The following is a 24,235-nucleotide window of genomic DNA, read 5'->3' as shown; positions in this document are numbered from 1 at the left end:
GAACAGGAAGTCGACCTTGTCGCACCTTGCCTTCGTCGTCCCTATCGGGGTCGACCGGCCGTGCTGGGGCTGTCGGTGTCCTCGCCCAGGTCGAGCTTGATGTCGTCCCCGTCGTCCTCGGGCATGGTGGTGGACTCTTCGCCGCCCGCCGTGCCCTCGGCCGATGCAGACGCGCTCGCCGTGGTGTTGGGCGGGGTCTGCCTTTCGCGAGGCCTTTGCTCAGGCGACGAACGCCAGCGTCGACAAGGCAAGAGTCCAACGATGCATCCGGGAAACCTACCACGAACCACCCGTAGACCCGTTGGAACGGCGGATCAGCGCGCGTCTCGTCGAAGCGGCAGGCCACGAGCTTCCAGGTGGAAGTGGTCGTCGTCCTCTTCGGGTCGCTGCCCGGGGGTGAGCGGATTGCGGAACGACGCACTGTCCGCAAACACCCGCTCGACTGCGGCCAACTCGGCTACGTCGCCGTAGTCCCGTTTCACCACCGCGACCCGGCCATCGTCCAGCCGCACCTCGAACACGTCCATCGCCAGCCCGATCGCATGACGGCTGAGGATGTTGGTCTTACGACCGGTTCCGCTTCACGTGGCGGTAGTCGCACATGGTGGAAAACCGAGGGCTTCCACGCCGAGCGCGCGAAGCTTTGGCGCGACTTCGTGCACCACCCTCGGCTTAAAGGCAGTCCATCACGAACGGGCCCTTCCGCCATGTGGGCTCCAGCCGAAGCCCTCCCAGCTCCATCTTGGAACCACGATCGGAGAGTTGACCTTCTTGCCGTGCCCCGGCTCAAACGGCACGTCACGGTGGCTCAACGCCTCACGACAGGCGGCATCGGCCTCGAGCATCGCGGCATTGGGCGGCCAGCTCCCCAACCGCGCGGCATGTTCGGCACACGCCGCTTTGCCTTTGCCAGCCACCGGCGGACGCGGGCGTCAGCACGAGGGCCAACGCCACGACGAAGATGCGAGACGCCACGTCTGCGGGGACCACCGCCCCGCGGGTCGGGTTCAAATCAGGCGGCGAGAATGCGCTGGGCCGCACGAAGGCTGCGCCCAGCTCACGGACGCGTCCCGAACTATCGCCGCCGAGTGCCGCGACGTAGAGGAGGTCGCCATCGACCTCCAATCCCCGCACGGTCATCTCTTCTTCTCACCGCTGCGCCGGATGCGAGGCACCGCCTTGCCACGACCAACGATGGGCGTAACAGCGGCCAGCATGCTGAGATCCAGCGGCGTGAGGCTGTTGCTCACCAGCAGGCCCGCATCGTCGACCAACAACACCGCGTCCACGATCTCGCGCGCTCCGCAGCGTACGTCGCTGGATTCCAGCGCCTCGGCGTGGTGTTCTCCGAGCGCTTGATTCGGCGATCGGTCTGGCCTCGCTGGGGTTTGGGAGCTTCGCGATCCGCAGCGACATCACACTGGCCGTCCTGGCATTCGACTACCACCTCCCCCCCCCTGGCGGGTGGCGACGGCACCTGCGCGATGTGGAAGTGTGGCTTGCCTCTGGCCCAACGCCGACATGCATGCGAACACCAGTCATTAACGGACGGAGAACACCCGCGCCCCACATGCACGTCGACGCCATCACACCGTGAACTCTGGACCCACCATGGCCGATGCTTGGTCGATCACGCCGATCCCGGGCGGATGGCGGTGGCCGCCTGCTGTTCGGGGGACTCACCGCCGCAGTCATGGCTGCGCTGGCGCGCGTCGCGTCGAGCCCGATCCACAACGCGGGCTCCGCACCTCCAGCGGATCCAGTTTTGATCGCGCCCATCGTCGCAGGCGAGGTGCGCGGCGAGGTCTCCGTCCTCCGCCTAGGCAGCAACATCTCGTTCCTGGAGGTGCGCCTGTACCAAGAGGGAGCAGACGGGTTGCGCGCGCTCCACTCTCGTGCCTGCCAAGGCCCTCGAGAGCACGCTCGACGTCGCGGGTCCCCCTGCTCCTCAGACGCCCCGAGCCCGAGTCCCTGCGCCGCCCTGCCATACGTCGAAGGCCTCTTCCCGAGTTCGCTGCACGCTGCGATCGACATGCGGTGGACCGACGGCAGACTTCTACTCGGGCGCAACCGCCGCTTTCACGGGCATGTTCCGCTACCGCAGTCCCGCTCTCGGCGGCCTGCGAAGTCGTGTGCTCACCCTGCTCGACACCTGGCCCCTGCCGAGCCTGCTCGCTGGCGAACAAACCCTGCCCCGCCAGCACCGTGTCCTGGACTGCCCACCTGCTGGAGCATCCGATTCCTCGACGGATGGTTCACTATGAGTACGAAACGCTGGTCGGCGCCAACGGCCTGCACACGGTGCAAGGGCAATTTCTACGATCGCCTGGGCTACTTCTGGTGGTGGTCTCGAACAGCTCGTGGCCGTGTTCGCCGATTCCGCATTGACCGCTGTCCGGACACAGCGCAGATGATGCTGCTCTGGTAAAAGTTATGAAGCGCTTGTCAAACAAGAATTGAAAGAAGACTTGGAAGACAACTGGTCTAACCGATGGAATTCATGGAATTATGTACAACTCGCTCCAGGAACGGATAAAGCAGCCGTAGAAACCTATTTATCAGACGTAAGTGTCAAACAATATGCGGAACAAGAAAATGATGTTCCATCCTTCTATCTTCAGAAGATCACTGACATCAATCCAGGTCCCATGGTCGGAAACGCGATAGGCCCTGGTATTCCAATGTTATTTGTTTACTTCCTCGCCGGTATGGCTCTGGTCATTATTCTATCGGCTTGTTTCAACTACACCAATCTATCCCTGGCACGATCGCTAAACCGGGCAAGGGAAGTAGGTGTTCGAAAGGTGTTTGGGGCGTCTCGGGCACAGATCATTACACAGTTCCTGGCAGAATCCGTCTTGATTTCGGTTTTCGCTTTTATCTTTTCTCTTGGTGTACTTACTTTCATCAAACCCATCTTTTTGGGGCTCAATTTCAGTCAGTTATTGGACTGGAACCTGAGTGAGTCCGTGTCTGTTTACACCATCTGTTTGGGCTTCTCAGTTTTTGTGGGGCTGGCTGCAGGTATTGTCCCTTCCATCTTTCATTCTTCGGTTAGAGCGATGGAAGCACTCAAAAGCCTTGCAGGAGTTAAAGTCTTTTCAAAAATGGGCATGCGCAATTTCCTGATTGTCTCGCAATTTGGCTTGTCTTTGTTTTTGATCATTACCGTGAAGCTGGTCTACAATCAAATGAACTTCATGATCAAAACGGATTATGGATTTGATGCCGAAAACATTGTAGTGGTCAGAATGAATGGCGCGGATCCGCAATTGCTTCAAAATGAACTGATCAAATATCCAAATCTCATCAGCAGTTCTCAAGCAGATTTTGTGCCTGCCTCCGGAACCAGTTCTACCTCGGATGTTATGTACAACGAAGAGGAATACACATTCAATCAAATGTCCGTTGACCATGCTTACGTCAACAATATGGGGCTTGACCTGCTGGCAGGAACTGGACTTATCAAAGGTCAGGAAGATAATCAGGTAATTCTTAACGAATCCGCCGCAAAAGCCTTGCAATTTGATTTCCCCAGGGATGCCATCGGCCAACGATTGTTAAGAGGAGATTCAACCTACAATACCATCGTAGGGGTTGTTGCAGATTATCATCATGAAACCATGTTTTCTGCCATAAAACCTTTGATGTTATTTCATGATCCGGAACGTTTGAACATTCTACAGGTGAAAGTAAATGCGACCAATTTCTCGGCAGCGCTTCATGATATTGAAGCCGCCTGGGCTACGGTGAATCCTGACCTTCAGTTCGATTACAAGATCATGAATGAGGAAATTGCCTTTTTCGCAGAGTTGATCTTTGGTGACCTTTCTAAGATTGTAACGTTTATTTCTCTATTGGCGCTGATCATTGCGGCCCTGGGATTAATGGGTATGGTTGTCTATGCAATGCAAGTGCGTATGAAAGAAGTTTCTATCCGAAAAGTGCTTGGATCGACGAGCGGTCAATTAGTATACGTACTTTCCAAGAAATTCCTGATGTTGTTGGTAATCGCCATTATCGTCAGTCTGCCACTCACTTACCTGGTTAATTCCTTGTGGTTAGATGCCATTGCTTACAGTGTGAACTTAAGCGTGGGAGTCATTCTGTTTGGTGTAGGAGTAATTGTCTTACTCGGAGCCCTGGTAGTAGGTAGCCAAACCTGGAAAACGGCCAACACCAATCCTTCGGAAGTGTTGAGGTACGAGTAGATTTCGCCCTTCCTGCCTCGTGGCAGGACGGGCGAGTGCCTTAGGGTTCAAATTTGGAACTTGTCACCCTGAGCTTGTCGAAAGGTAACAAGTTCATTCATCCCCTTTTCAACGGTTGATCACTTTGTCTTTTAAGAATCGGAGTAGGTCCTTCACTTTTGAATGAAATTCAAAAACTTATGAAAAGGATCATTACATTTTATACCCTGTTCTTCTGGACGATCAGCTCACCACAGGCGAATAACATTATCAAGCCAAAAAATACGCATCAATTCAAAGCCTTTAATGGCATTCGCTTTGAATACAGCCTCCTATTACCTGAAGGCTATGACCGTTCAAAAAAGTACGAGATCATTGCTCTGCTATGTGAGACACATGAAAGTCATCGGGCCTGGGACAAAACCATGAATCTGCTATCAGACATTGATCTGGACCGGTCAATTGTCATTGTTCCGAAGATCCCAATTGGGAAAGACGGCTGGGGCACGCATCCGATCCATCATGCCTTCAATGACCTGCTCAAACATGTCAGAACTTCGCACGGTCGTGCCAAACAAAAATTCCACCTTATAGGATACGAATTTGGTCAGGAAGTAGCTTTTTGGTGGACTTACGGGTCGAAGGAACTCATCGCCTCTACTTCCATCATCAATGGTGACCTCTGGAGTCAAAATCACTGGGACGAAAAATGGTACAACAACCTCATGCGTTCTGGCATACCCATCATTGCATATGAGTCCGAGGAGCCTTCTAAATTCGATATGTCGAAGATCAAATTCCGGAATAAAGCTTCGCTGGCTCAAGTCATTGATGACATTGAAGGAAGTTGAATCTAAAGAATCATGGTCGCCAGGCATAACCAATCTTGAAGAATAAGGTCTGATTGACTTGCGTCAATGCAATCTGTCGTTCTTCAAATTCATCATTTAGCCCAGTATGATTATCAATGTATCCCAGAAACACAACGGACTGTGGATTGACTTTGTAGGATAGCAGTAGTTGGGCAAACACCGACTTATCTACGGTGTGAACGCTTGTCTCATAGAGATCAGGATTTCTGACGGTGTGGCGGTATTGTAAGATGAACTTGAAAAACAACCTTGGATTAAAGTTATAGGCACCCTGCAATTGGGTCAAATTAGCGGTAAAAATGGTTAATCCAGTTTCCTGCTGACGGAGCTGGACAAAGCGATGATTGATGGTCATATCAATGTGTGTCCCGATTCGAATATCGGACTCAATTCGAAACTGGGTATTATCCGCCTTCCGGTTATTCGCAAAATCTACCGCCGGACCCAGGTTTATCCAGCCATTGATGCCCAGATTGCCCAGTGGCTGAGTATCAAATCCAAACCAGAGTCTGCGCAATGTGTAGTTGGAACCTTGAAACTGCTGCCAGATCACATCAGGGTTCACCCAGAAATTGGTTTGTAAGGGCCCATTGATAAATCCACTTACCCACATTCCTCCTGACTCCAGGAGCCCATCCGTTGAAGTTCGACGAAAACCACCGGTGTTCCCACCAAAGTTGACAATAGGACCTTTATTATCGGGCCAAAAAACCCGTTCGACCCAAAATCGATGGTGTACAAAATCCACTTGTGGTACAAATCCCGCATCTGCCCGAAACCCCGGATCCCGATATTCAAAAGTGTACTGGGCATTCCAATTTCTAGTATCAAACCGACTCGTCAGGTTATACGAATTCCCAGAAGGTGTATCATCAGACAAGTTATTCTCATCGACGATACGATCATCGTAGCGGGTATCAGAGCTCATGTATTGCCAGCGAAAAGTCAGAGGCTGCCAAGGACGAATAAATCCATCAACACCCCCTACTCGATTGAGATAATTGGCCGAAGTACGATGCGTGAATAATCCTCCTATGTTCACATTTTCTCCTATATCTCTTCGATATCTTCCGATCACATTGGTCACTTTTTCCTCTGCGATGAAACTGCTGGAACTTTGAAATCCAGGTAGGATCAATTGATTGGAACGATCATCGGCCACCAACAAACCAACGGCATTTCTACCAACCTTTCCCGTGAGCTTGGCGCCAAAAGTAGGTGCAACGATTGATCGAGTAAAAAAGGCCTGTAAAGGTGTATTGAAAAAATCTGCTCCTTCAACAAAGAATGGACGCTTTTCCGGGAATCGCAAAGCAAAACGGTTGTTGATGTCTATCTGCGCAGCATCCGCTTCTACATTCGAAAAATCAGGATTGAAAGTACCATTAAAGCTTAAATCCGTGGTAATACCCCAACGTGCATCAAGTCCGACATTGTGTTCCCAGCCTCCTCTGGACCATTCCTTCTCCGGAAAGTCAGGCCTCTGATCGATCTTGTTCAATGTATAGGTCGGTGTGAATTCCAGGTTTCTACCTGGTGTGATGCCTTGCAGTCCAGTGAATGTCCTGGCCTGACATAGCACACAGGCATTGTCCTGATCAACAGACATGTTGTGGAACACCTTGAAAACACTACGAGGATATACCCTTCGTGCAAAGAAGCGCCAGGTTTGGATGTCTGTCGTATTCGGGAATCTCAAGGATTTGAAGGGAATAGCCCCTTCCACCACATATCCCCGTTCCGTGATCCGCCCGTTAGAATTCCAGATGCCATCCCAGCTCAAGTCTTCATTACCCGTTTGCTGATCAAAAAAGCCATCTTGTTGTATTCCAAACGGATTCAAGGTGAAGAAAAAAGCCCTCCTGGAATCGTTGAATGGATCCAGGAAAAGCGAAACCCGATCATTATCATCCAGCCGGTCTCGATCATTCAGGATGGCGCGTATGGCCGTCGGGTCAGGGTCAAACACTTCAAAAGCAAAGTATAATTGCTCCTGATCATAGGCCAACCTGAGTATCGTCTCTGTGGTCGCTTCAAGGTTATTCCCCGGATGAGTTTCATAATTTAAGCTGATTGGCACCGCTTTTTGCCAAATCGACTCTTGCAGCAAGCCATCAATAGTTACTTTTTCCTGGATCGCTTCAATGGTTACACTTTCCTGCGCTGTTGCCGATAACAACGAAAAACAGGACAAACAAAAAATAAGACAGTGCTTCATCTGCTTCGAGTTTTTGAGGTTTATTGATGAGCACGTCCTTTACACGGCGACAGATGTCTGATTTCGTTCGGAATCCGTCTATTCGTACCTTTTGATGGCCCTATTCGGGTTCAGCCCACCCAACATTCAAGATTGAACTACCGTAAGATTGGAGTATATGCTCCTACTGCTGTTCGCTGCCTGGCTACAACTGATACCCATATCCGATTCTACCCAAATCCGACGGTACCAATGCCCGCCCTGTGGTTGTGAAGCGGATGGTCACGTTCATTCCGGGCCTGGAACATGTGAGTCTTGTCAAATGCCTTTGGTCCCTATCGAATCGGCGACAGCAATCCATATAGATCAATCGATAGGTCCACTATTTAACGATGGTGCGTTAGGTATTTTTTATCCCAAGCTGATCTATCCGGTTTTCGTCATTTCCATACTGATGGGTTTAGCCTTATTCTGGAAGTTTCTAACCCACAAGAAAACAATGGATCCCTTCCTCACGCTGTTCATTTTGGTGATCGCTTCATATGGTTTTAAAAATCAGATTTATGGGGTGGACAATGGCATTACCAATAATCCCTATTACTTGTACTTGCCTATTTCATGGATCGTAGCGATCGGGCCACTAATTTGGCTGCACGTCAACATGGTCATCCAAAAGGATCGACAGTTGAAGCGTAGATGGACTTATCATTTCCTCCCCGCAGGAATGATCTGGCTTGGGTACTTTGTGTTAGCCATAGGGCCAGACAGCTGGCGTACCCGTCTCATGATCACTCCTTTTGAAACAGCTTTCAGCCATCTGGAACAAATAATTGCCTTAATGCTGGGTTGGGGATATTGGTACCTGGCATTCCGTTCCTACCGAATTTGGTCCGGAGTAGCGTCGAACCACGTGAAACACAAAAAGTGGTTGCGAACCTTTCTGTTAACCACGGGTTCGTTATTATCGGTTTGGAGCATGATCATCTCACTCAACATAGGCATTTACAAAGGCGGCATAACCACCCTGACTTACAATCCTTTATGGCTTGCGATTTTCTTCACCATTCTCGTGGTTACGGTTGCCTTTTTAAGGGACTCAAAATTCTTTTTCAGCAATGGATATCAGTGGCCGGACAATGTAAATGCCTGGTCCAATCACCCAGTTGAACAACAATTGGAGGACTTCATGCAGTCAGAAAAACCATACCTGGACCCTGAACTCAGCCTTAACAAACTTGCCCAACAAACCGGAATCAATTCCAAGTTATTGAGTGCGACACTCAACAAAGGTGTGGGTCAGAATTTCTACGATTACGTCAATGGTTATCGAATCGATGAAGTAAAAAAACTATTGCTCAATCAGGAAAATAAGAACCTGACCATTGAAGCAATGGCCAACATGGCGGGCTTCAAATCTAAATCCAGTTTCAACATGGCCTTCAAAAAGGTGACGCAAATGACTCCCCGTGAATTTCTTAAGCACGAGCAAGCAACCTAAAAATTGGCTGCTACTCAAAACTATTCTCAGCTGAAACTAAGCTCTCTTTTCCTTCCATATTCACCATATACAATGCCGGATATCCTTCTTGCTGACCTTCGGATAAATCTCTGGTAAAGGCAATGAATTGACCATCAGGCGACCAGTTCGGATAAAACAACTGATAGCCTTCTTTCTTGACCAACACTTGCTTTTCCCTGGTTTTAATATCCAATACCCAAAGTTCAAATACGCCCTCAGTCACCTGAACATAGCAAATTTTATCCCCGCCAGGGGACCAATTCTGATGAAACTCTCCCCGCTGGCCAATAGTGACCTGTTCCTTTTGTCTTGTTTTTATGTCCATCACATAAAGGTCAGAAGCTCCGAATTCATCTGAAGCCATTTTGTAAAGTATCTTCTTACCATCTGGTGACCATCTTGGGGTATATTCGAACGTTGAAGTTTGCGTGAGTGCGGAGATAGTTTTGTCTTCGAGATCATAAATGAATAGGTCGCTGTTCCCACTCCTGTTGCTCGAGAAAACAACTTTCTTTCCATCTGATGAGAAATGTCCATCCGTATCCTCATCATCCGAAACAATCAGCCGTTCAGTTTCGCGAGTAGCTAAATCCATTCGGTAGATCTGATGATTTCCATCTCGAACACTCGTGAAAATCAAGCTGTTTCCTTCCGGGGACCAGTCGGGCATAAAATCACGCTCAGGATGTTGGTCCAGTACCTGGAAATTGCTCCCATCAGTATTCACCAGGTAGATATCCTCGATGGCGTGGATGTAGAAGAAAGCCAATTGACTTCCGTCCGGTGACCAAACCTGAGCGTATGTGGTTAATATGCTAAGAAAAGATAAGGCACAAAGAATTCGACGCATGGTCATTTTTTAAAACAAATGACCATTGTTTAGCGCACATTCCATCAACTTTTAAATCGGCAGATGTACGAATACCGTCGATTCGGACAAATAAGCAACGCTTCTATTATTTCCTCGCTACAACAATATACCTGGTAGAGGCACAGGAATCATCATTTTCCTCGATCGGCTTTAGGTCAACCGCGTCATACAAGTCTACGGATTGGAAGTACTTTTCGAAGTAGCTCCTGATTCGGAAGACCGGAGCCAAAAAGCGTTTGTGTTTACCTGCATGATGGATATGCATTTTCCCTTCAAGCGTGTTGATATTTACAATTTCTGATTCCTGGAATGAAGCACCATTTTCCTCGATCAATACAGGAGTTCTGATCGATACTACTTTCTTTTCAGGACCATAGATCACATTAGGATACCATCGAATATGATCCGGTGTGATGAAATCTCCGAGAAAGTAACCTCCATCGTTCAGGATGTCAGCAGTCCGTCTAACAGCTTCCTCCAGACGTTCATGTGGCAGATATTGGTACACATTCAATCCTGAATAAGCCAGGTCCCATTTCCTGACCTCAGGATCCAGTGTCAACAGGTCTCCAACATCGGCATGAATACGCTGCTTCGCTTCAACAATCATCGATTCTGAGATGTCTATCCCATAGATCTGATCAGCAGCGAGGTTGTATTTTGAAATGATCCGCTCTTCTACCAATCCTGTGCCGCATCCGATGGACAATGTATGCGCCTGCGCAAAATCGACTCCATACTTCGTCACGAAGAAATCAATATAACGTTCCATGAAGGAGTCTAAACAGGAATGCCCGATGATCCGATCATACACTTCAGCATACTTGTGGAAAGTATCGGCAGTATTATCTGACTGGTCATGAGACGCTTGTACAGCCGCCGCTTCTCTTAATTCCCTCTGCAGAATTTTCCACTGGATGGAATGATTGACTTTATCCGTTTCCACATCCGTGATCTCCTGCAGATAGGTAATGAAAGGATTGATGTGTGCCGGATCAAAGACATACTGATAGTAGTCCTCAGCCTCAGCGTCATCGGCTTTTAACATCCTTTTGTAAGACTCCAAATGAAAGCGAAGCTCCGTAGCAAAATCAGCCTTAGGCCCCTCCTGCTTTTTGACAATCTGGTCTTTCTTCAAGTTGAAGAATGCACCTCCATTCACGCGTTGGATCTCCAGGTTATGCAAGTCAAATATTCTGGCTTCACCTGTGATATTATCTTGGGGATCAACGTGTCCGTAGATGTGTAAACTCAAAAATGGCTCCTGATCACTGTTGCCCATCTGATGGACCAGCGAATGTCCCACACCTAGCACGTCTCCTTCTTTTACCTGCCATCGGGCAAGCGTTGAGATGTCTTCATCCTCCCATCGGAAAGTCGCATGTTCTGCTTGTCCAAAGATCTTTACCGCACCCCACATCGTGTGGCCATGATCATGGATCGCGGAGAAGTCACCTTGATTCCAGGACATCACCATGATCTCATAGTTATCTCCTTTATAGACCATTTTTCTGCCATAGCTGTCTTTTCCAGGGTGGTCAAAATCTGCGTAAGGCAACAGGTCTTCTTTGGTTACGCCCGATTTTTTGACAATCGAAACGATCTGTGAGGGCTTGGTAGGCTGTTCTTTCTCTAAAACATCGACAATGGCTGCCAGCGCTTCGGGAAGGTTCATTCGGGGTTAATTTGAAGGTTGGGTGAATCACTTAACCAAGAGGATTCCCGTCAGGAAAGTCATGGTTTTCACCCACAAATTTATAAATCTCCACGAGCTTACTTGTTATAACAAGGCTTTTTTATATCCCTAAGAAAAAACATAAAAATGGCTCAACTTTATCTGTAGAGCCATCCGGCTTCATCACTTAATAATCAGTCAGAGTCCTGAGTCGCTCGAAGGACGAAGACTACTCATCCCTCAAAGATTTAGTAGGATTGGCCAGGGCCGCTCCGATGGTTTTTAGGCTCATGGTAATCATGGAAACAAAAAACGTAACCAATGCCGCTACAACAAAAACACCCCAACCCATTGAAATACGATAGGCAAAACCATCCAGCCACTGATCCATGACCCAATAAGAGGCAGGAATTGCCATGACCAGTGAAAGCAGATACAATTTGATGAAGTCATAAGAAAGTAACGCAACAATTTTCTGAACGGAAGCACCCAATACTTTTCTAACCCCAATTTCCTTGGCTCGCTGAGCAGTACTGAAAATCGTCAATCCAAACAGCCCCAAACAAGCCACGAATATGGCCAACCCTGAAAAGATTGAAAACACATTTCCAAAACGTGCATCTGTCTCATATTGCCTATTGAAATTCTGATCGTTGAATCGGGAAACAAAGGGATAATGAGGAGCTAAACCATTCCATATACCTTCCAATTCAGCTAAGGTCTCCTGAAAATCCTGGGAATTCAACCTCATTGAAAGCATAGAAGTAGTCCATTTGGTGGAATACCTCAAGGTCATCGGTTCCACTTCCTGATGAAGCGACAGGTAATTGAAATTCTTCACCACACCAATTACCTGGCCTTCTCTGCCCCATTGTGAAAATTTCTTTCCGACAATTTCCTTCGGGTCCTCATAGCCATAGAGTTTTGCGGCCGCCTCGTTTACAATTAAGGATGTTGCTGAATCTGCTGGGAAGCGTCGATCGAAATTTCTTCCAGCTACCATCTCCATTTGGTAGGTTGGAATAAAGTCTTCATCAATCTCATACAAAGCCGGACTGAAACCGAGCATTTCACCGTTTTTGGAGGCAATGGATGTTCCTGCTCCGGGGAAAAAATCTCCAGGAGTAGCTCTGGATGCAGAAATGGCCTGGACAGATGGGTGTTCCGCCAATGCCGATTTGATCACTTTCAGGTTTCGCTGCACTTTATTGTCCCAACCATAATCGATGACCAACACTTGTTCTGAATCATATCCTTTATCGTAACTCCGCAAATAATTGAGCTGATTGGCAACAACTGTGGTGCCCACCAACAAAATTACCGACAATGAAAATTGAAGGACAACTAATCCTTTGCGTAACCAAACACCATTTTTGGAACTTTTGAAGGAGCCTTTTAGCACGGTCACCGCTTTGAAGTTCGAGATCACAAAAGCGGGATAGCTACCGGTCAGTAATCCAAGAATCAGTACTCCGACCACAAAAAGAACATAATTGACTGGCTGTAAAAGCCCACTGACTGTCAATGACTTCCCTACCAGTAATTCCAGGTAAGGAAATCCGACGATCACTAGAACCAGGGCTAATGAAGCTGCAATACTTGTCATAAGTGTGGCTTCCATCAGGAATTGCACCACCAGCGCGGACTTTCTGGAACCAATCGTTTTGCGAATGGCTACCTCCTTTGCTCGCTCCATCGACCTGGCTGTAGACAAATTCATGAAGTTGATACAAGCAATGACCAGAATGAAAATGGCCACCGAAATAAACAGGTAGATGTTGCTACTGTTTCCTACGGGGCCAGGTTGTCTTTTTGCGTCTGAATTGAGATAAGCATCCGCCAAGGCCTCAAACCTCAGGTGATACCACGAAATTTCGTCGTATCGCTGCTTCAGGAATTCGGGAATACGTGTCTCCATGGAAGCTATTGAGGTGTTCTCCCGCAAAGTGAAATACGTATAGAAATCGACATAACCCCAGTTCTCGAAGATTTGAGGGCGCATGTTGATGAAAGAGGTCATGGACATGAATGCCGGATAATCGAAATGGGAATTGGGAGGAATTTCATAGACGGCTGTGACTTCATATTTTTCATCACCATCCATGGTCATTTGCTCGCCAATAGGATTCTCATTTCCAAAATATTTTTCAGCCATTGCTGCCGATAAAATGATTGTACCTGGACGTGTTAGCGCTGTTTTTGGATCACCCGCAATCCAATCCCATTCAAATACCTGATAAAGGGTGGAATCCGCAAAACAAATCCCTTTCTCCTGAAACCGATTCCCGTTGTATTCAACTAGCCAGTCAAAATCACTGGTAAAACGAAAAACGTGTTCCACTTCCGGAAAGAAATCCATCATAGCGCCCGCAACTGGTGCATTACCCCAAACCTGATATTCCGAAACCGGCAATTGATCTTCGGGAGAAGTAGCGATTTCACCTCCAAATCGCTGCAAAACACGATAGGTTTGATCGTATTTTGAGTTATACGTGTCATATGAAAGCTCATTTTGCACGAAAATGAGGATCATGAGACAACTGGCGATACCTATACCAAGACCTAGCACATTCAATAGTGTGAATGTTTTCTTTCGAAGCATGCTACGCACACTTACTTTTAAATGATTTTTGACCATACCGTAATTATTGAGTTTTTGAGTTCCGTCTACAGGTTTGATGATGTCCTTTCGGAATAGCTTGATCACCTCCAGGGTAAATTTCCAACGAGCTTTTCTCAAGCCCTTTTGTTCGATATTGAGATCAAACAGTTCCAGGAGGTCTCCTTCCAGGTATTTATGCAATTCTGGTCTGCAGAACCACTTAAAGAACCGAAGCATCCATTGTGGCGGCTCGTACCGGACTTCCTTCATCTACAAGGCAAATTTCAGATCGAGGGCTACCTTGGGGATTTCATCATACAATTGATTTCTGATCTTTCGGGCGTACTCAATGGCATCCCGTCCTGCAGCTGTTAGTGTAAAATACAATTTGGGACGACCGCCCCTGGCACTGGTAGATTCGCCTTCCTTAGAAAGCAAATAACCCTTCTCTTCCAATCGTTTTAGTGCAGATTGCAGTGCGCCCACGCTTACGGATCGGTTGAGTCGTTCTTCAATAGAAAGCTTGATCGAAACCCCGTAAGCTTCTCCATAGAGCACCCCTACCGTCAGTAAAACGATCTCTTCAAATTCACCTAATTGATACTTACCCATGGTATTTTCCTAATTGCAGTGTTGCAATATTAGTACACCAATAGGTAATTTCCTAATTGCAGTGTTGGTATTTGAGTTTACTCCGGATGATAAACCCTTTTGGCCTTCTTCCTCACTTCATCTATATCTAGCGTCATGGGTTTTAGTTGTTGATTAGCAAACATTCCCATTTGGTCATCATAGTGAGGACTATTGGGTTGGTTGGAAGATCCGTAGACATTGACGGTTTCTATGATTGGCAATCCTTGTTCAGGATACCGTACCAACATGATGTAGGACTCCCCTTGCACTGCATGCCGGGTACCGTCTTTTTGAGGTTTACTGTTCATGGCCGCCAGCACATCATTCATTCCATGAATCGGCACCTTTTTATCTCCGCGTACAAGGAATTGAAATTCATCTAGGCGAACATCTACTTTTCCAAAATGCTCTGTCAGGTATTCATGGGCATGAACCAATGCAGAATCAAGATCTGATGTTGGTGGTTTGAAATAAGTGCGATAAGGCGTCTTGTGTTTTCTATTCAGCCACTCATAAGTAAGCATCGCTTGTGCTGGGCCTATCGCGTCTTTATCTGCTTTTCGATCCCATCGACTGATTAAATTTTTAACCTCCCGTGCCGCTGCAGATGCTGGACGGTATTCGGCTCTTAATAAAGCATTTACATCAATAGGAAACATCAATGAATCCGGTAAAGTCAGGTCATATTTGATGGTTTTGAAACGATCATAGGACAATGACTCCTGCTCGCTCATCAATTGCAACAATCGGGAACTCCGGTTGTTTTCCCAAACCCGGTAACCCATGGTCGGGTCGTATTTATCCGGGTCAGGGTTATTTCCTTCAGAACTGCTACTGAAGGCTGAATTGTTGGTATTGAAAATGAATCCACTCGATGGGTCCAGGTTTTGTGGTAAGTCATCGAAACCATGATACTTGCCTGACCAAAGATCCTCTTTGTTTCCTGGCAGTGTGGCCCCCCAATCATATCCTTTCTTCCTCACTGGAATTTTACCATAACCGATGTGATAGATATGGTCTTTTGCATCCGCATAAACGATATTGAAGCCAGGATTGGAAACATCTTTTAAGATATTTCGAAACTCCTCAAAAGTCCTGGATTTGTTCATGTAATACCATTGTTCGATGGCGCTGATATCATCCAGCGTGCTCATACGGAAAGCAAATACACCCTTATCATTTCTCAATGCCGGACCAAAATCTGACCAAAGCACATCGCGTTTTACTGTCACTACCACCCCGAATACTTTCACCTTTAGCTTCACTCGCTCTTTCTCCAATGTTTTCCATCGTCCGTCTACACGGTATTGGTCTTCATCGTCTGGGTTCAACTCCAATTGATACGTATCGATTTTATCAGGATAATTGACTGTATGTGCCCAGCCTAAGTTTTCATTGGTCCCATGTAAAATAACAGGAGCTCCTGGAAACATTCCTCCCATCATGTTCCACCCTTCATCACTGACCACATGCGCCTCATACCAGGCTACTGGGCCTTCAAGTGGTTGGTGACTATTTACGGCCAGGTAAGTGTATTCATCATCTGTTTTCTTTCTTGAAACAGCGATTGCATTGGAACCTGTTGCTCCCCAGGAAGCCACGGGTTCTACTTTGCCGTTGTATAAATTCTTGATCAGTCCATCCGCACCGGAAATCACGGATAAAGACAGGCCATAGGCTTTCAGCACATCCAGTTCGGTAATCGGAAATGCTTTGCTCACCAAAACCCGATTTGGGTACTTCTCTGCGAAAGCATTCATCGCTGCCGCATAAGCGTTGACAAGTTTCCTGAATTTGGGATCAATATTCCTTTGATAGCGTTTAGCCGTTTCCTCTAGTCGAAGCAAGGCCGCTACATAATCTACGGCGGCCCCTCCTTTGCCCAGGTGTCTACCCAGCATTCGTTTCGCCGAGATCAACGGCAATTGAATGGTCTCAAAGTCATCTTCCGCATGTGCCCAGGCCAATCCATAGGTTGCAGCCTCGTCCGTTGGCGCATCGATATGTGGCACGCCCCATTGGTCGCGGATGATGTCAATTTGAGCCGGATCGATGCGTTGTGCAGGTAAACTGAGGGCCACCACTGTCAAGGCGATCAGCAGGAAATAGGGTCTCATCATTTGAGTTAATCTAAAAGGTGACCCAAAAGATATTCAATAAGGTCATACAGCAGCTGGTTTACCCGAATTATTCTCTAATTTTATGTTTCAAAGCCAAGGCTCCCATGGAAGACTTCAAGAAGCTGACGACCAAAGAAAAAGCGCTTCAACTCAATCTGAATGATAAGATCTACGGCACCATCGCGGAAATCGGTGGAGGTCAGGATGTTGCAGCACATTTTTTCAAAGCGGGTGGTGCCTCAGGCTCTATCGCCAAAACCATGTCTGCTTATGACATGACATTTAGTGATGCCATCTATGGCAAGACCAAACGTTATGTCTGTGAAGAAAAGCTGCTGAAGATGCTCGATAAGGAGTATGGCTTGTTGGCTCGAAGACTGACGGGCAGATCTAAACGCTCTCACTTTTTTGCTTTCGCCAATACGGTAGAGACCCTGAACTACAAGAAGACCAATAATGGTCACGGATGGCTGGGTCTTCGGTTCCAATTGCATGCAAATTCCGAGCATAATGATTGTATTATTCATGTCAATCTAAAAGACAATGATGCCGTTTGGCAACAGCAGGTGCTGGGTATGATTGGTGTAAACCTGATCCATGCATGTTATCATTACTCCGATGCTGAGGAGATCATGATGGCGCTTGCCGATAACCTATCCAATGACCGGTTTGAAATTGATATGTTCCGTATCTCCGGGCCCGATTTTCATCATGTGGACAACCGTGTCATGACCCTGAAACTGGTGAAGAATGGCTTGACCCATGCCGCCATGTTCGGTCCGAAAAGAAACGTAATGCAAGCCTCTCAAACACTGTACAAAAAAAATGTATTGGTGCTTCGTGGCAGGTTCAGACCCGTGACCATGGTGAACGTCGACATGATGTTCAGTGGGATGCGCAGCTTCAAAAAGGAAAAAGACGTCAATACAGACAACATCCTAACGCTGACCGAGCTCACCTTGAATGACTTGTCCATGGGCGGGGATATCGATGAAGCTGATTTCCTGGATCGTGTAGATTGCCTGTGTTCTCTAGGTCAGAATGTAATGATCTCCAATTATCAAGAGCACTATAAACTGGCCTCCTATCTTTCTCAGTTTACCCGAAAACAAAAACTGGCCATCATTCTGGGATTCAACAATCTGGTTCGGATCTTTGACGAATCCTATTACCATAATCTAGAAGGTGGTATTCTGGAATCATTCAGTCGACTATTCGGGAGTAATGTTCAGTTATATGTCTACCCTACGCTAGATAAAGATGACCAGGTGAAAACGATCAAAGACTTTGAGCCTGAACCACATCTTGAACACTTGTTCAAATATCTGGTGGCAAATGACAAGATTAACAATTTGGGTAATGCCAAAACGAGTCATTTACATATCATCTCCGATAACATCCTGGAAATGATCCGCAACAATGAAAAAGGCTGGGAAAAGAACGTTCCTCCACGGGTAGCTCGCCTGATCCAAGAACACCACATGTTCGACTATCCCTATGAAGTTCCTCTTGACGAAGAAGAGGATTATTTACAGGTGGATTGAAAATCATAGTCACCCTCAATTCACCCTAATCATTCACTCCTACTCCACCTTGATCGCCTTTACGGGATTTGAGGAGGCTGCTTTCCAGCTCAGATAACTGACGGTGAATACTGCAATAAGAAAGATCAACAATCCGGTAATCACAAAGACCCAAATCGGTTGATCGATGCGATATGCGAATGCTGCAAGCCACTGACTCATCAACCAGGACGCTACAGGAACCGCCATAATGAAGGACAATATGATCAGCTTGATAAACTGATGGTTGATCATATACATCAATCGCAGCGTTCCTGCACCCAGCACTTTTCTCAAACCAATTTCCTTGAACCTTCGCTCAGTGGTGAATAAGGCAGAACCAAATAAACCAAGTGCGCCGAGGAGTATTGACACGAAACTAAAAATGGTGAATAATTGCGTATTATTCTTCTCTCTTTCATAAAGATCCAGTGCTTGTTGGTCGAGAAAGTTATAAAAGAAAGGAACGGACTCCCCAAAAGTCTGATACCATCCGGATTCCAATTGTGCAATATTTTGCTGGAAGTTGTTGGACTTTAATCGGACGGAAATATAGTCCAGGCGATCCCAATTCACATACATCACAAATGGCTGAATCTCATGATGCAAGGATCGGTAATGAAAGTCTTCTACTACTCCAATGATTTTACCCGTGATATCTAATCCTGTATCAGTGATCGTTTTACCAATGGCCGCTTCCGGTCTTAACCCGATAGCCTTTACCGCACTTTCATTGAGCACAAAAGCATTGGAATCTGTGGATATGCTATGATCAAACCCTCTTCCTGTCAGGACATTCAGATCAAAGGTTTTGAGATAAGATTGCTCTACTGTGTATCTCTCCCATTTGAATTCCTCGTCTATGCCATTTATCTCGAAAATGGAGATATAGGTGTAATCAGAAAACATCTCATGAGAGGCTGCCGATACTTGTTCAATACCCGGATGAGTCGTCACCTCATTACGAAAAGCATTGATTTTTGGGATTACTGCCTCATCATTGTGGATAGGCATATTCACGATGACCGAATGATCAAAGCCCAGTTCCTTGTTCTGTAAGTACTGTAGTTGCAGGAAAACCATCATCGTACAAATTATCAAAATCGTGGTAATAGTGAATTGCGCGGTAACAATGGTCTCTCTTACAGTTTTACCGCCAGCCCCACCACGTCCTTGTCGCATGAGATGCAGCGATTGAATACCGGAAATGTAGAGCGCAGGGTAAGCGCCCGCGATAATTGCAACAAGTAATAAGATTCCAACAAAGAGTGATACGAACTTGAGGTTCAATAGATCAGCGATCGCATATTGATGTGAGGTAAGCTCAGCCAACAATGGAAGCAACAGATAGGTAATTCCAAGGGAAACCATACCCGCAAAGCATACAAAACAGATGGTTTCAAATAAAGTCTGCTGAGCAATTTGCTTCTTCCTACTTCCAAGCACTTTTCTAACACCAACTTCCTTGGAACGCTGCCCTGCCTGAGCGGTGATCATATTGGTAAAATTGAAAGCGCCCAGGCATAGGATGATCAAGCCAATTACCGCAAACATAGTCAGACTTTGTTGGTCGTTGCTGCTGCTCCACTCACCGATATCCTGGGGTTCGCTCAGATGAATGCTGGTCAATGGCTGTAATGAGGTTTTCCAGGCCGTAGGGTCATCGGGAGTGAAATTGGCCGAAGTGGCTTTCTGAGCTTCTTCTAATACCAATGCTGTAGTACCTGGTTTCACCTGAACATATGCACTGACGAACATGTTGTTCCAATCTCGCCACCTTCTGCCTCGCCACATGGTTTGTTCACATGTCTCAATGTTCGAAATCAGATCCAGTTGGAAGCTTGTATTGGAGGGAAAATCCTGAAAAACACCTACGACTTCTAAGGCCGTTTCTTCTTCCCAGCTAAAGATCAAGGTCTCTCCTATTGGGTTTTGATCACCGAAATACTTCTGAGAGATCCGCTCGCTGATGACCACTACATTGGGCCGGTCCAATGCGGTGCTGGCATCTCCATGAATGAACGGTCTGTCAAACATGTCAAAGAATGATGGGTCCGCCCAACCAAAGCGCGGTTCATTGAATGAATTCTGTGTATTGACAGCAGTGATCGGAATAGCTCTTCTGTATTTAAATATGCGGACTCCATTCTCTACTGATCCCAGGTTTTCCAAGAGATGCGGAACCATGCCCAGGGGCGCAAATCCATAAGACCTTCCGGACTTTTGACTTAAATGATTGATCCGATAGACTTTATCCGCATTGGCGTACACTTCATTGTAGGTCACTTCTTTGTTGAGGTACAAAAAGATCAGTGCGGAACAGGTGATCCCAAGGGCCAGACTTATGATTGATATGGTGGAATACGTTCTCGAGCGAGCCATGTTTCTGAACAACACCCGGCCATATTGAAGTAGCAATGCCCAACTGTTCAGTACGCTTGATTGGCGATAATTTTCCATGATTCCCAGATTTCTTCGATTCAGAGATTGTAGAATTTCTTTGTAGAGATGTCGGCGAGCCTTTTGGGGAGTTTCCCGGCACCTATCCTCATAGGCTTCAAGGAGATCCCCCTCGACTTCATCAATGAGGTCTGCCTTACAATACCACCTGAGTAGCTTAAATGGCCAATTAGGTAATCCGCGGTTCGCCATCAGAAAGACATTTTTGGAATAAGTGTCCAGAGTTCCTCGCGTTGATTTCGCAATTCCGTAATCAGTTGATACCCGGAATTTGTAAGCGTATAAATCCTTTTCTTTCGTCCCCCACGCTCCTTGGTTGGTGCTGAATCCTGAGAACGTAACAGCCCTTTATCTTCCAGCCTTTTGAGTACGGTATGAATCGCAGGAATGGAAATGTCCTTACTGGTTCTCTGGACATATTCTCTTCTGATCGATACCGCATATGCATCTTCTTGCAAAGCCGCCACCAATAAGATGACCAGTTCTTCGAGTGCACCAATTTTATACATTGATTTAATAAACTTTTGTATAAGTACGGAGAGGTGTACTAAAGGTTACGTGATTGCCAACTCAGCTAATTATAATTCAGAATTTGAATTAACTTTCCTCGCAATGAGGGCAAACCAATTATGGCTAAAAAGAAAAAAGTAAATTCCGCATTGATCATCGCCATCCTCGCGTTGGTCATCAACATCATTACCGCAAGCATCTACATTTATCAGGCATCCATCATGCGGGAAGAACAACATGCTGCGGTGTGGCCACATGTTGAATGGGGACTCCACTACGTCCAGGATGAAAGTTTTTATCTGGAAGTAAGAAATAATGGCGTTGGACCTGCACTGATCAAAGACACGGAAATGAAACTAAACGGAACCATTGCACCTTCAATCGATTCGTTGCTAGTACTTGCTACCGGAACACGCTCGCTGCCGCATGTCTATGGTACCGTAGACAATCGTGTGATTGCTCCCGGTGAATCAATCAAACTGATCAATGTAACAGATGATCTATGGGCCGAGCGATTGTTCTATAAAATTGCCCATTCCAACAAATTCGAGTACACGATAGCCTATGAATCGATCTATGGGCAGCAATGGATCAGTGAAGGATATGAGGTCAGATCAGCCGACTAACATTGGTTCCCTCCTTGATTCTAATCTGCTTTCAGGTACACGATTAAAATTCTTTCTTAAGCAAACGATATCGCTGATTAACATCATAGATAGATACGTGCATTTCTCATGTTTCCCGGAAAACTGATTAAACACCTTTGTTTCGGTCAACAATCACAGACCACTTAAATAAAGGCGTTCAACAAAAAACCAGGAACCATGAAAAATACAAACCTGAAATCCATATTTGAAGGGCTCGACGAATTAGGATTATCTAATGCCAAAGGAGTCATGTGGAACCTCCAGCCTGCTGAGTTGATTTCAGAGGCCGTAAAAAACGGCGAAGGAGTATTGGCCAACAATGGGGCGTTGATGGTAGATACTGGAAAATTTACCGGAAGGTCCCCGAAAGATCGATTCATCGTCAAAGACGAATTCACGGAAGATCGGGTTTGGTGGGGTGATATCAACAAACCATTCGATTCAGATAAGTTCGATTCCCTGTTCAATAAAATGATCGCAGAGGCGAATATGAAAAAACTGTATGTCCGTGATGCCTACGCTGGTGCAGACCCTGAGCATCGAATGCGGGTAAGGGTTATTGATACGGAAGCATCTCACAACTTGTTTTGCTACAATATGTTCATCCGTCCTTCTAACGAGGAACTAGTGGACTTTCACCCGGACTTTACGGTACTGGCCATTCCAGACTTCAAAGCCAGCCCTGAAATCGACGGCACTCGTCAGGAGAATTTCGCGATCATCAATTTTACCCGAAGACTGATCATCGTCGGAGGAACGGGCTATACAGGTGAAACCAAAAAAGGCATTTTTAGTGTGCTGAATTTCTTACTTCCCGAAACGGAGAACATCTTATCTATGCACTGCAGTGCAAACAAAGGAGAAACCGGAGATACTGCGCTCTTCTTCGGCTTGTCTGGAACAGGTAAAACTACACTATCTGCTGACCCAAACCGTCTACTGATTGGTGATGACGAACACGGATGGACCGAAGAAGGTATCTTTAATTTCGAAGGCGGTTGTTACGCCAAGGCAATTGATTTGGAAGAAGAGAAAGAGCCTGAAATCTATCGTGCTATTCGGTTCGGAGCCATCCTGGAAAATACTCGGTTTATTCCGGGAACTTGCGACGTAGATTACACCAACAGGTCTGTGACCGAAAATACCCGTGTTTCTTACCCTATTGATCATATTCCGAATGCCGTAGAACCCTCTGTGGGTGGTCATCCTAAAAACATCTTCTTCCTGACTTGCGATGCCCATGGCGTATTGCCTCCTATCAGCAAGTTGACGGTGAATCAGGGGATGTATCACTTCATTTCCGGGTATACGGCCAAAGTAGCCGGAACTGAAACTGGAATTATCGACCCGGTTAGCGTGTTCTCCGCTTGCTTCGGAGCTCCTTTCATGCCACTTCATCCGACTAAATACGCAGAATTACTGGGTGATCGAATTGATCATTTCGGTGCGAATATTTGGCTGGTCAATACGGGCTGGACTGGCGGACCATTTGGTGTCGGGAAACGCATGAAACTGAAGTACACAAGGGCCATGATCACAGCTGCCTTGAATAGTGAATTGGATACAGTAGTTTTCGAGGAAGATCCGATCTTCGGACTGGTCATGCCCACCACTTGCCCTGGCGTTCCTTCAGAAGTACTCAATCCGAAAAACACCTGGAGTGATCCTTTGGCTTATGACAACAAAGCGCATGATCTGGCTGAAAAATTCATCAAGAATTTCCGACAGTTTGAAACTGAAGCAAACCAAAGTATTCTCGAAGGAGGACCGAAAATCTCCGAACGGGAATTGGTATAATTAGCTAGTTCATTAAGAGGATGTAAGGCCTCCCTGCAACCAGGGTGGCTTTCTTTTTTTTATATACTTGGTTATACATATCTATTCAAACTCTCTTAACAATGTGGGAAAGAATCCGTATTTGGAAGGGAATTACAATCAAGCAATGAAAATTCCAAGTTGTCCTCCTGCTCCTGCCAATAAAGCTCAATACATCAATGAAATTGGTCACGAATTAGTGGCTACTTATGGCAAAAAGGACTTTTACAACCCCGAAGAAGTACGCCAGATTCATCGCAAGAAAAGTAAAGATACTACCGTAGAACTTGATCCCGATTTTGTCTGTTGGGCCATGAGCATTTTTAGCTCTCACGAAGACTTTGATGAATATCACCTATCCAAAGGAGATTCTTGTGATTACATCGAAATGCGCCAGGAAATGCTGGGAGGTTCGGAATCGAGTATATGGGATGATTTGATCAGTATGCCCGATATCGACATGGACGCCTCCTGGATTTCTTTTACCGAAGTACTTGGCTCCGTCTCTGATGGCGTCGGAAGTATCCTCTCAGGACTTACGGATCTCCTTGATATCTAAGTA

The 24,235-nt window shown here is 46.6% G+C and carries 16 protein-coding genes; 7 read left to right on the top strand and 9 right to left on the bottom strand.

Going from position 1 to position 24,235, the window contains the following annotated elements; all coding sequences use genetic code 11:
- Positions 1-314: 314 nt before the first annotated feature.
- Entirely contained in the window at positions 315-557 is a 243-nt protein-coding gene (locus R8G66_08470) for an extensin family protein (GenBank protein ID MDW3192385.1), read from the bottom strand.
- Between the two features lie 1,899 nt (positions 558-2,456).
- Here R8G66_08470 and R8G66_08465 point away from each other — a divergent pair.
- The gene (locus R8G66_08465) at positions 2,457-4,211 is read left to right on the top strand and encodes an FtsX-like permease family protein (protein MDW3192384.1); all 1,755 of its coding nucleotides are present in this window, start codon (positions 2,457-2,459) and stop codon (positions 4,209-4,211) included.
- A 179-nt stretch (positions 4,212-4,390) separates the two neighbouring features.
- Entirely contained in the window at positions 4,391-5,041 is a 651-nt protein-coding gene (locus R8G66_08460) for a hypothetical protein (GenBank protein MDW3192383.1), read from the top strand.
- Positions 5,042-5,051: 10 nt separating this feature from the next.
- Here the strand turns inward: R8G66_08460 and R8G66_08455 are convergent, their stop codons facing one another.
- Complete coding sequence (locus R8G66_08455; GenBank protein ID MDW3192382.1) at positions 5,052-7,280, bottom strand: DUF5916 domain-containing protein; 2,229 nt, start codon at positions 7,278-7,280, stop codon at positions 5,052-5,054.
- 157 nt (positions 7,281-7,437) lie between these two features.
- Here R8G66_08455 and R8G66_08450 point away from each other — a divergent pair, with 157 nt between their 5' ends.
- Positions 7,438-8,757 (top strand): helix-turn-helix domain-containing protein, encoded by a 1,320-nt coding sequence (locus R8G66_08450; GenBank protein MDW3192381.1) that lies wholly within the window; start codon positions 7,438-7,440, stop codon positions 8,755-8,757.
- Positions 8,758-8,767: 10 nt separating this feature from the next.
- Here the strand turns inward: R8G66_08450 and R8G66_08445 are convergent, their stop codons facing one another.
- From R8G66_08445 to R8G66_08425, 5 genes are all read right to left on the bottom strand, one after another.
- A complete protein-coding gene (locus R8G66_08445) occupies positions 8,768-9,628 on the bottom strand; it encodes a DPP IV N-terminal domain-containing protein (GenBank protein MDW3192380.1) in 861 nt (286 codons plus the stop codon).
- 106 nt (positions 9,629-9,734) lie between these two features.
- Positions 9,735-11,324 (bottom strand): methyltransferase domain-containing protein, encoded by a 1,590-nt coding sequence (locus R8G66_08440; GenBank protein MDW3192379.1) that lies wholly within the window; start codon positions 11,322-11,324, stop codon positions 9,735-9,737.
- Between the two features lie 229 nt (positions 11,325-11,553).
- Positions 11,554-14,196, bottom strand: a complete 2,643-nt coding sequence (locus R8G66_08435) for an ABC transporter permease (protein MDW3192378.1) — start codon at positions 14,194-14,196, stop codon at positions 11,554-11,556.
- Entirely contained in the window at positions 14,197-14,538 is a 342-nt protein-coding gene (locus R8G66_08430) for a helix-turn-helix transcriptional regulator (GenBank protein MDW3192377.1), read from the bottom strand.
- A 77-nt stretch (positions 14,539-14,615) separates the two neighbouring features.
- Positions 14,616-16,679 carry a penicillin acylase family protein gene (locus tag R8G66_08425; protein MDW3192376.1) on the bottom strand — a complete coding sequence of 688 codons (2,064 nt, stop codon included), beginning with the start codon at positions 16,677-16,679 and terminating at the stop codon, positions 14,616-14,618.
- A 104-nt stretch (positions 16,680-16,783) separates the two neighbouring features.
- On the opposite strand from R8G66_08425, the gene R8G66_08420 reads away from it, so the two are divergent.
- On the top strand, positions 16,784-18,223 hold the full coding sequence (locus R8G66_08420) for a TonB-dependent receptor (protein ID MDW3192375.1): 1,440 nt from the start codon (positions 16,784-16,786) through the stop codon (positions 18,221-18,223).
- 39 nt (positions 18,224-18,262) lie between these two features.
- Here the strand turns inward: R8G66_08420 and R8G66_08415 are convergent, their stop codons facing one another.
- Together R8G66_08415 and R8G66_08410 are read right to left on the bottom strand one after the other, a co-directional pair.
- The gene (locus tag R8G66_08415) at positions 18,263-20,893 is read right to left on the bottom strand and encodes an ABC transporter permease (protein ID MDW3192374.1); all 2,631 of its coding nucleotides are present in this window, start codon (positions 20,891-20,893) and stop codon (positions 18,263-18,265) included.
- Entirely contained in the window at positions 20,893-21,210 is a 318-nt protein-coding gene (locus R8G66_08410; protein ID MDW3192373.1) for a PadR family transcriptional regulator, read from the bottom strand. The genes R8G66_08415 and R8G66_08410 overlap by 1 nt, the downstream gene beginning before the upstream one ends.
- A 120-nt stretch (positions 21,211-21,330) precedes the next feature.
- Between R8G66_08410 and R8G66_08405 the strand changes: the two genes are divergently transcribed.
- The 3 genes from R8G66_08405 (at position 21,331) to R8G66_08395 (ending at position 24,232) form a co-directional block, all read left to right on the top strand.
- A complete protein-coding gene (locus tag R8G66_08405; GenBank protein MDW3192372.1) occupies positions 21,331-21,837 on the top strand; it encodes a hypothetical protein in 507 nt (168 codons plus the stop codon).
- A gap of 198 nt (positions 21,838-22,035) precedes the next feature.
- Positions 22,036-23,655: a phosphoenolpyruvate carboxykinase (ATP) gene (gene pckA / locus R8G66_08400; GenBank protein ID MDW3192371.1), complete on the top strand. Its 1,620-nt coding sequence runs from the start codon at positions 22,036-22,038 to the stop codon at positions 23,653-23,655.
- Between the two features lie 103 nt (positions 23,656-23,758).
- Positions 23,759-24,232, top strand: a complete 474-nt coding sequence (locus R8G66_08395; GenBank protein ID MDW3192370.1) for a hypothetical protein — start codon at positions 23,759-23,761, stop codon at positions 24,230-24,232.
- Positions 24,233-24,235 lie beyond the last annotated feature (3 nt).

It is taken from the genome of Cytophagales bacterium (assembly GCA_033344775.1).
Taxonomy (GTDB): domain Bacteria; phylum Bacteroidota; class Bacteroidia; order Cytophagales; family Cyclobacteriaceae; genus JAWPMT01.
This window is presented reverse-complemented; position numbering and strand designations above follow the sequence as displayed.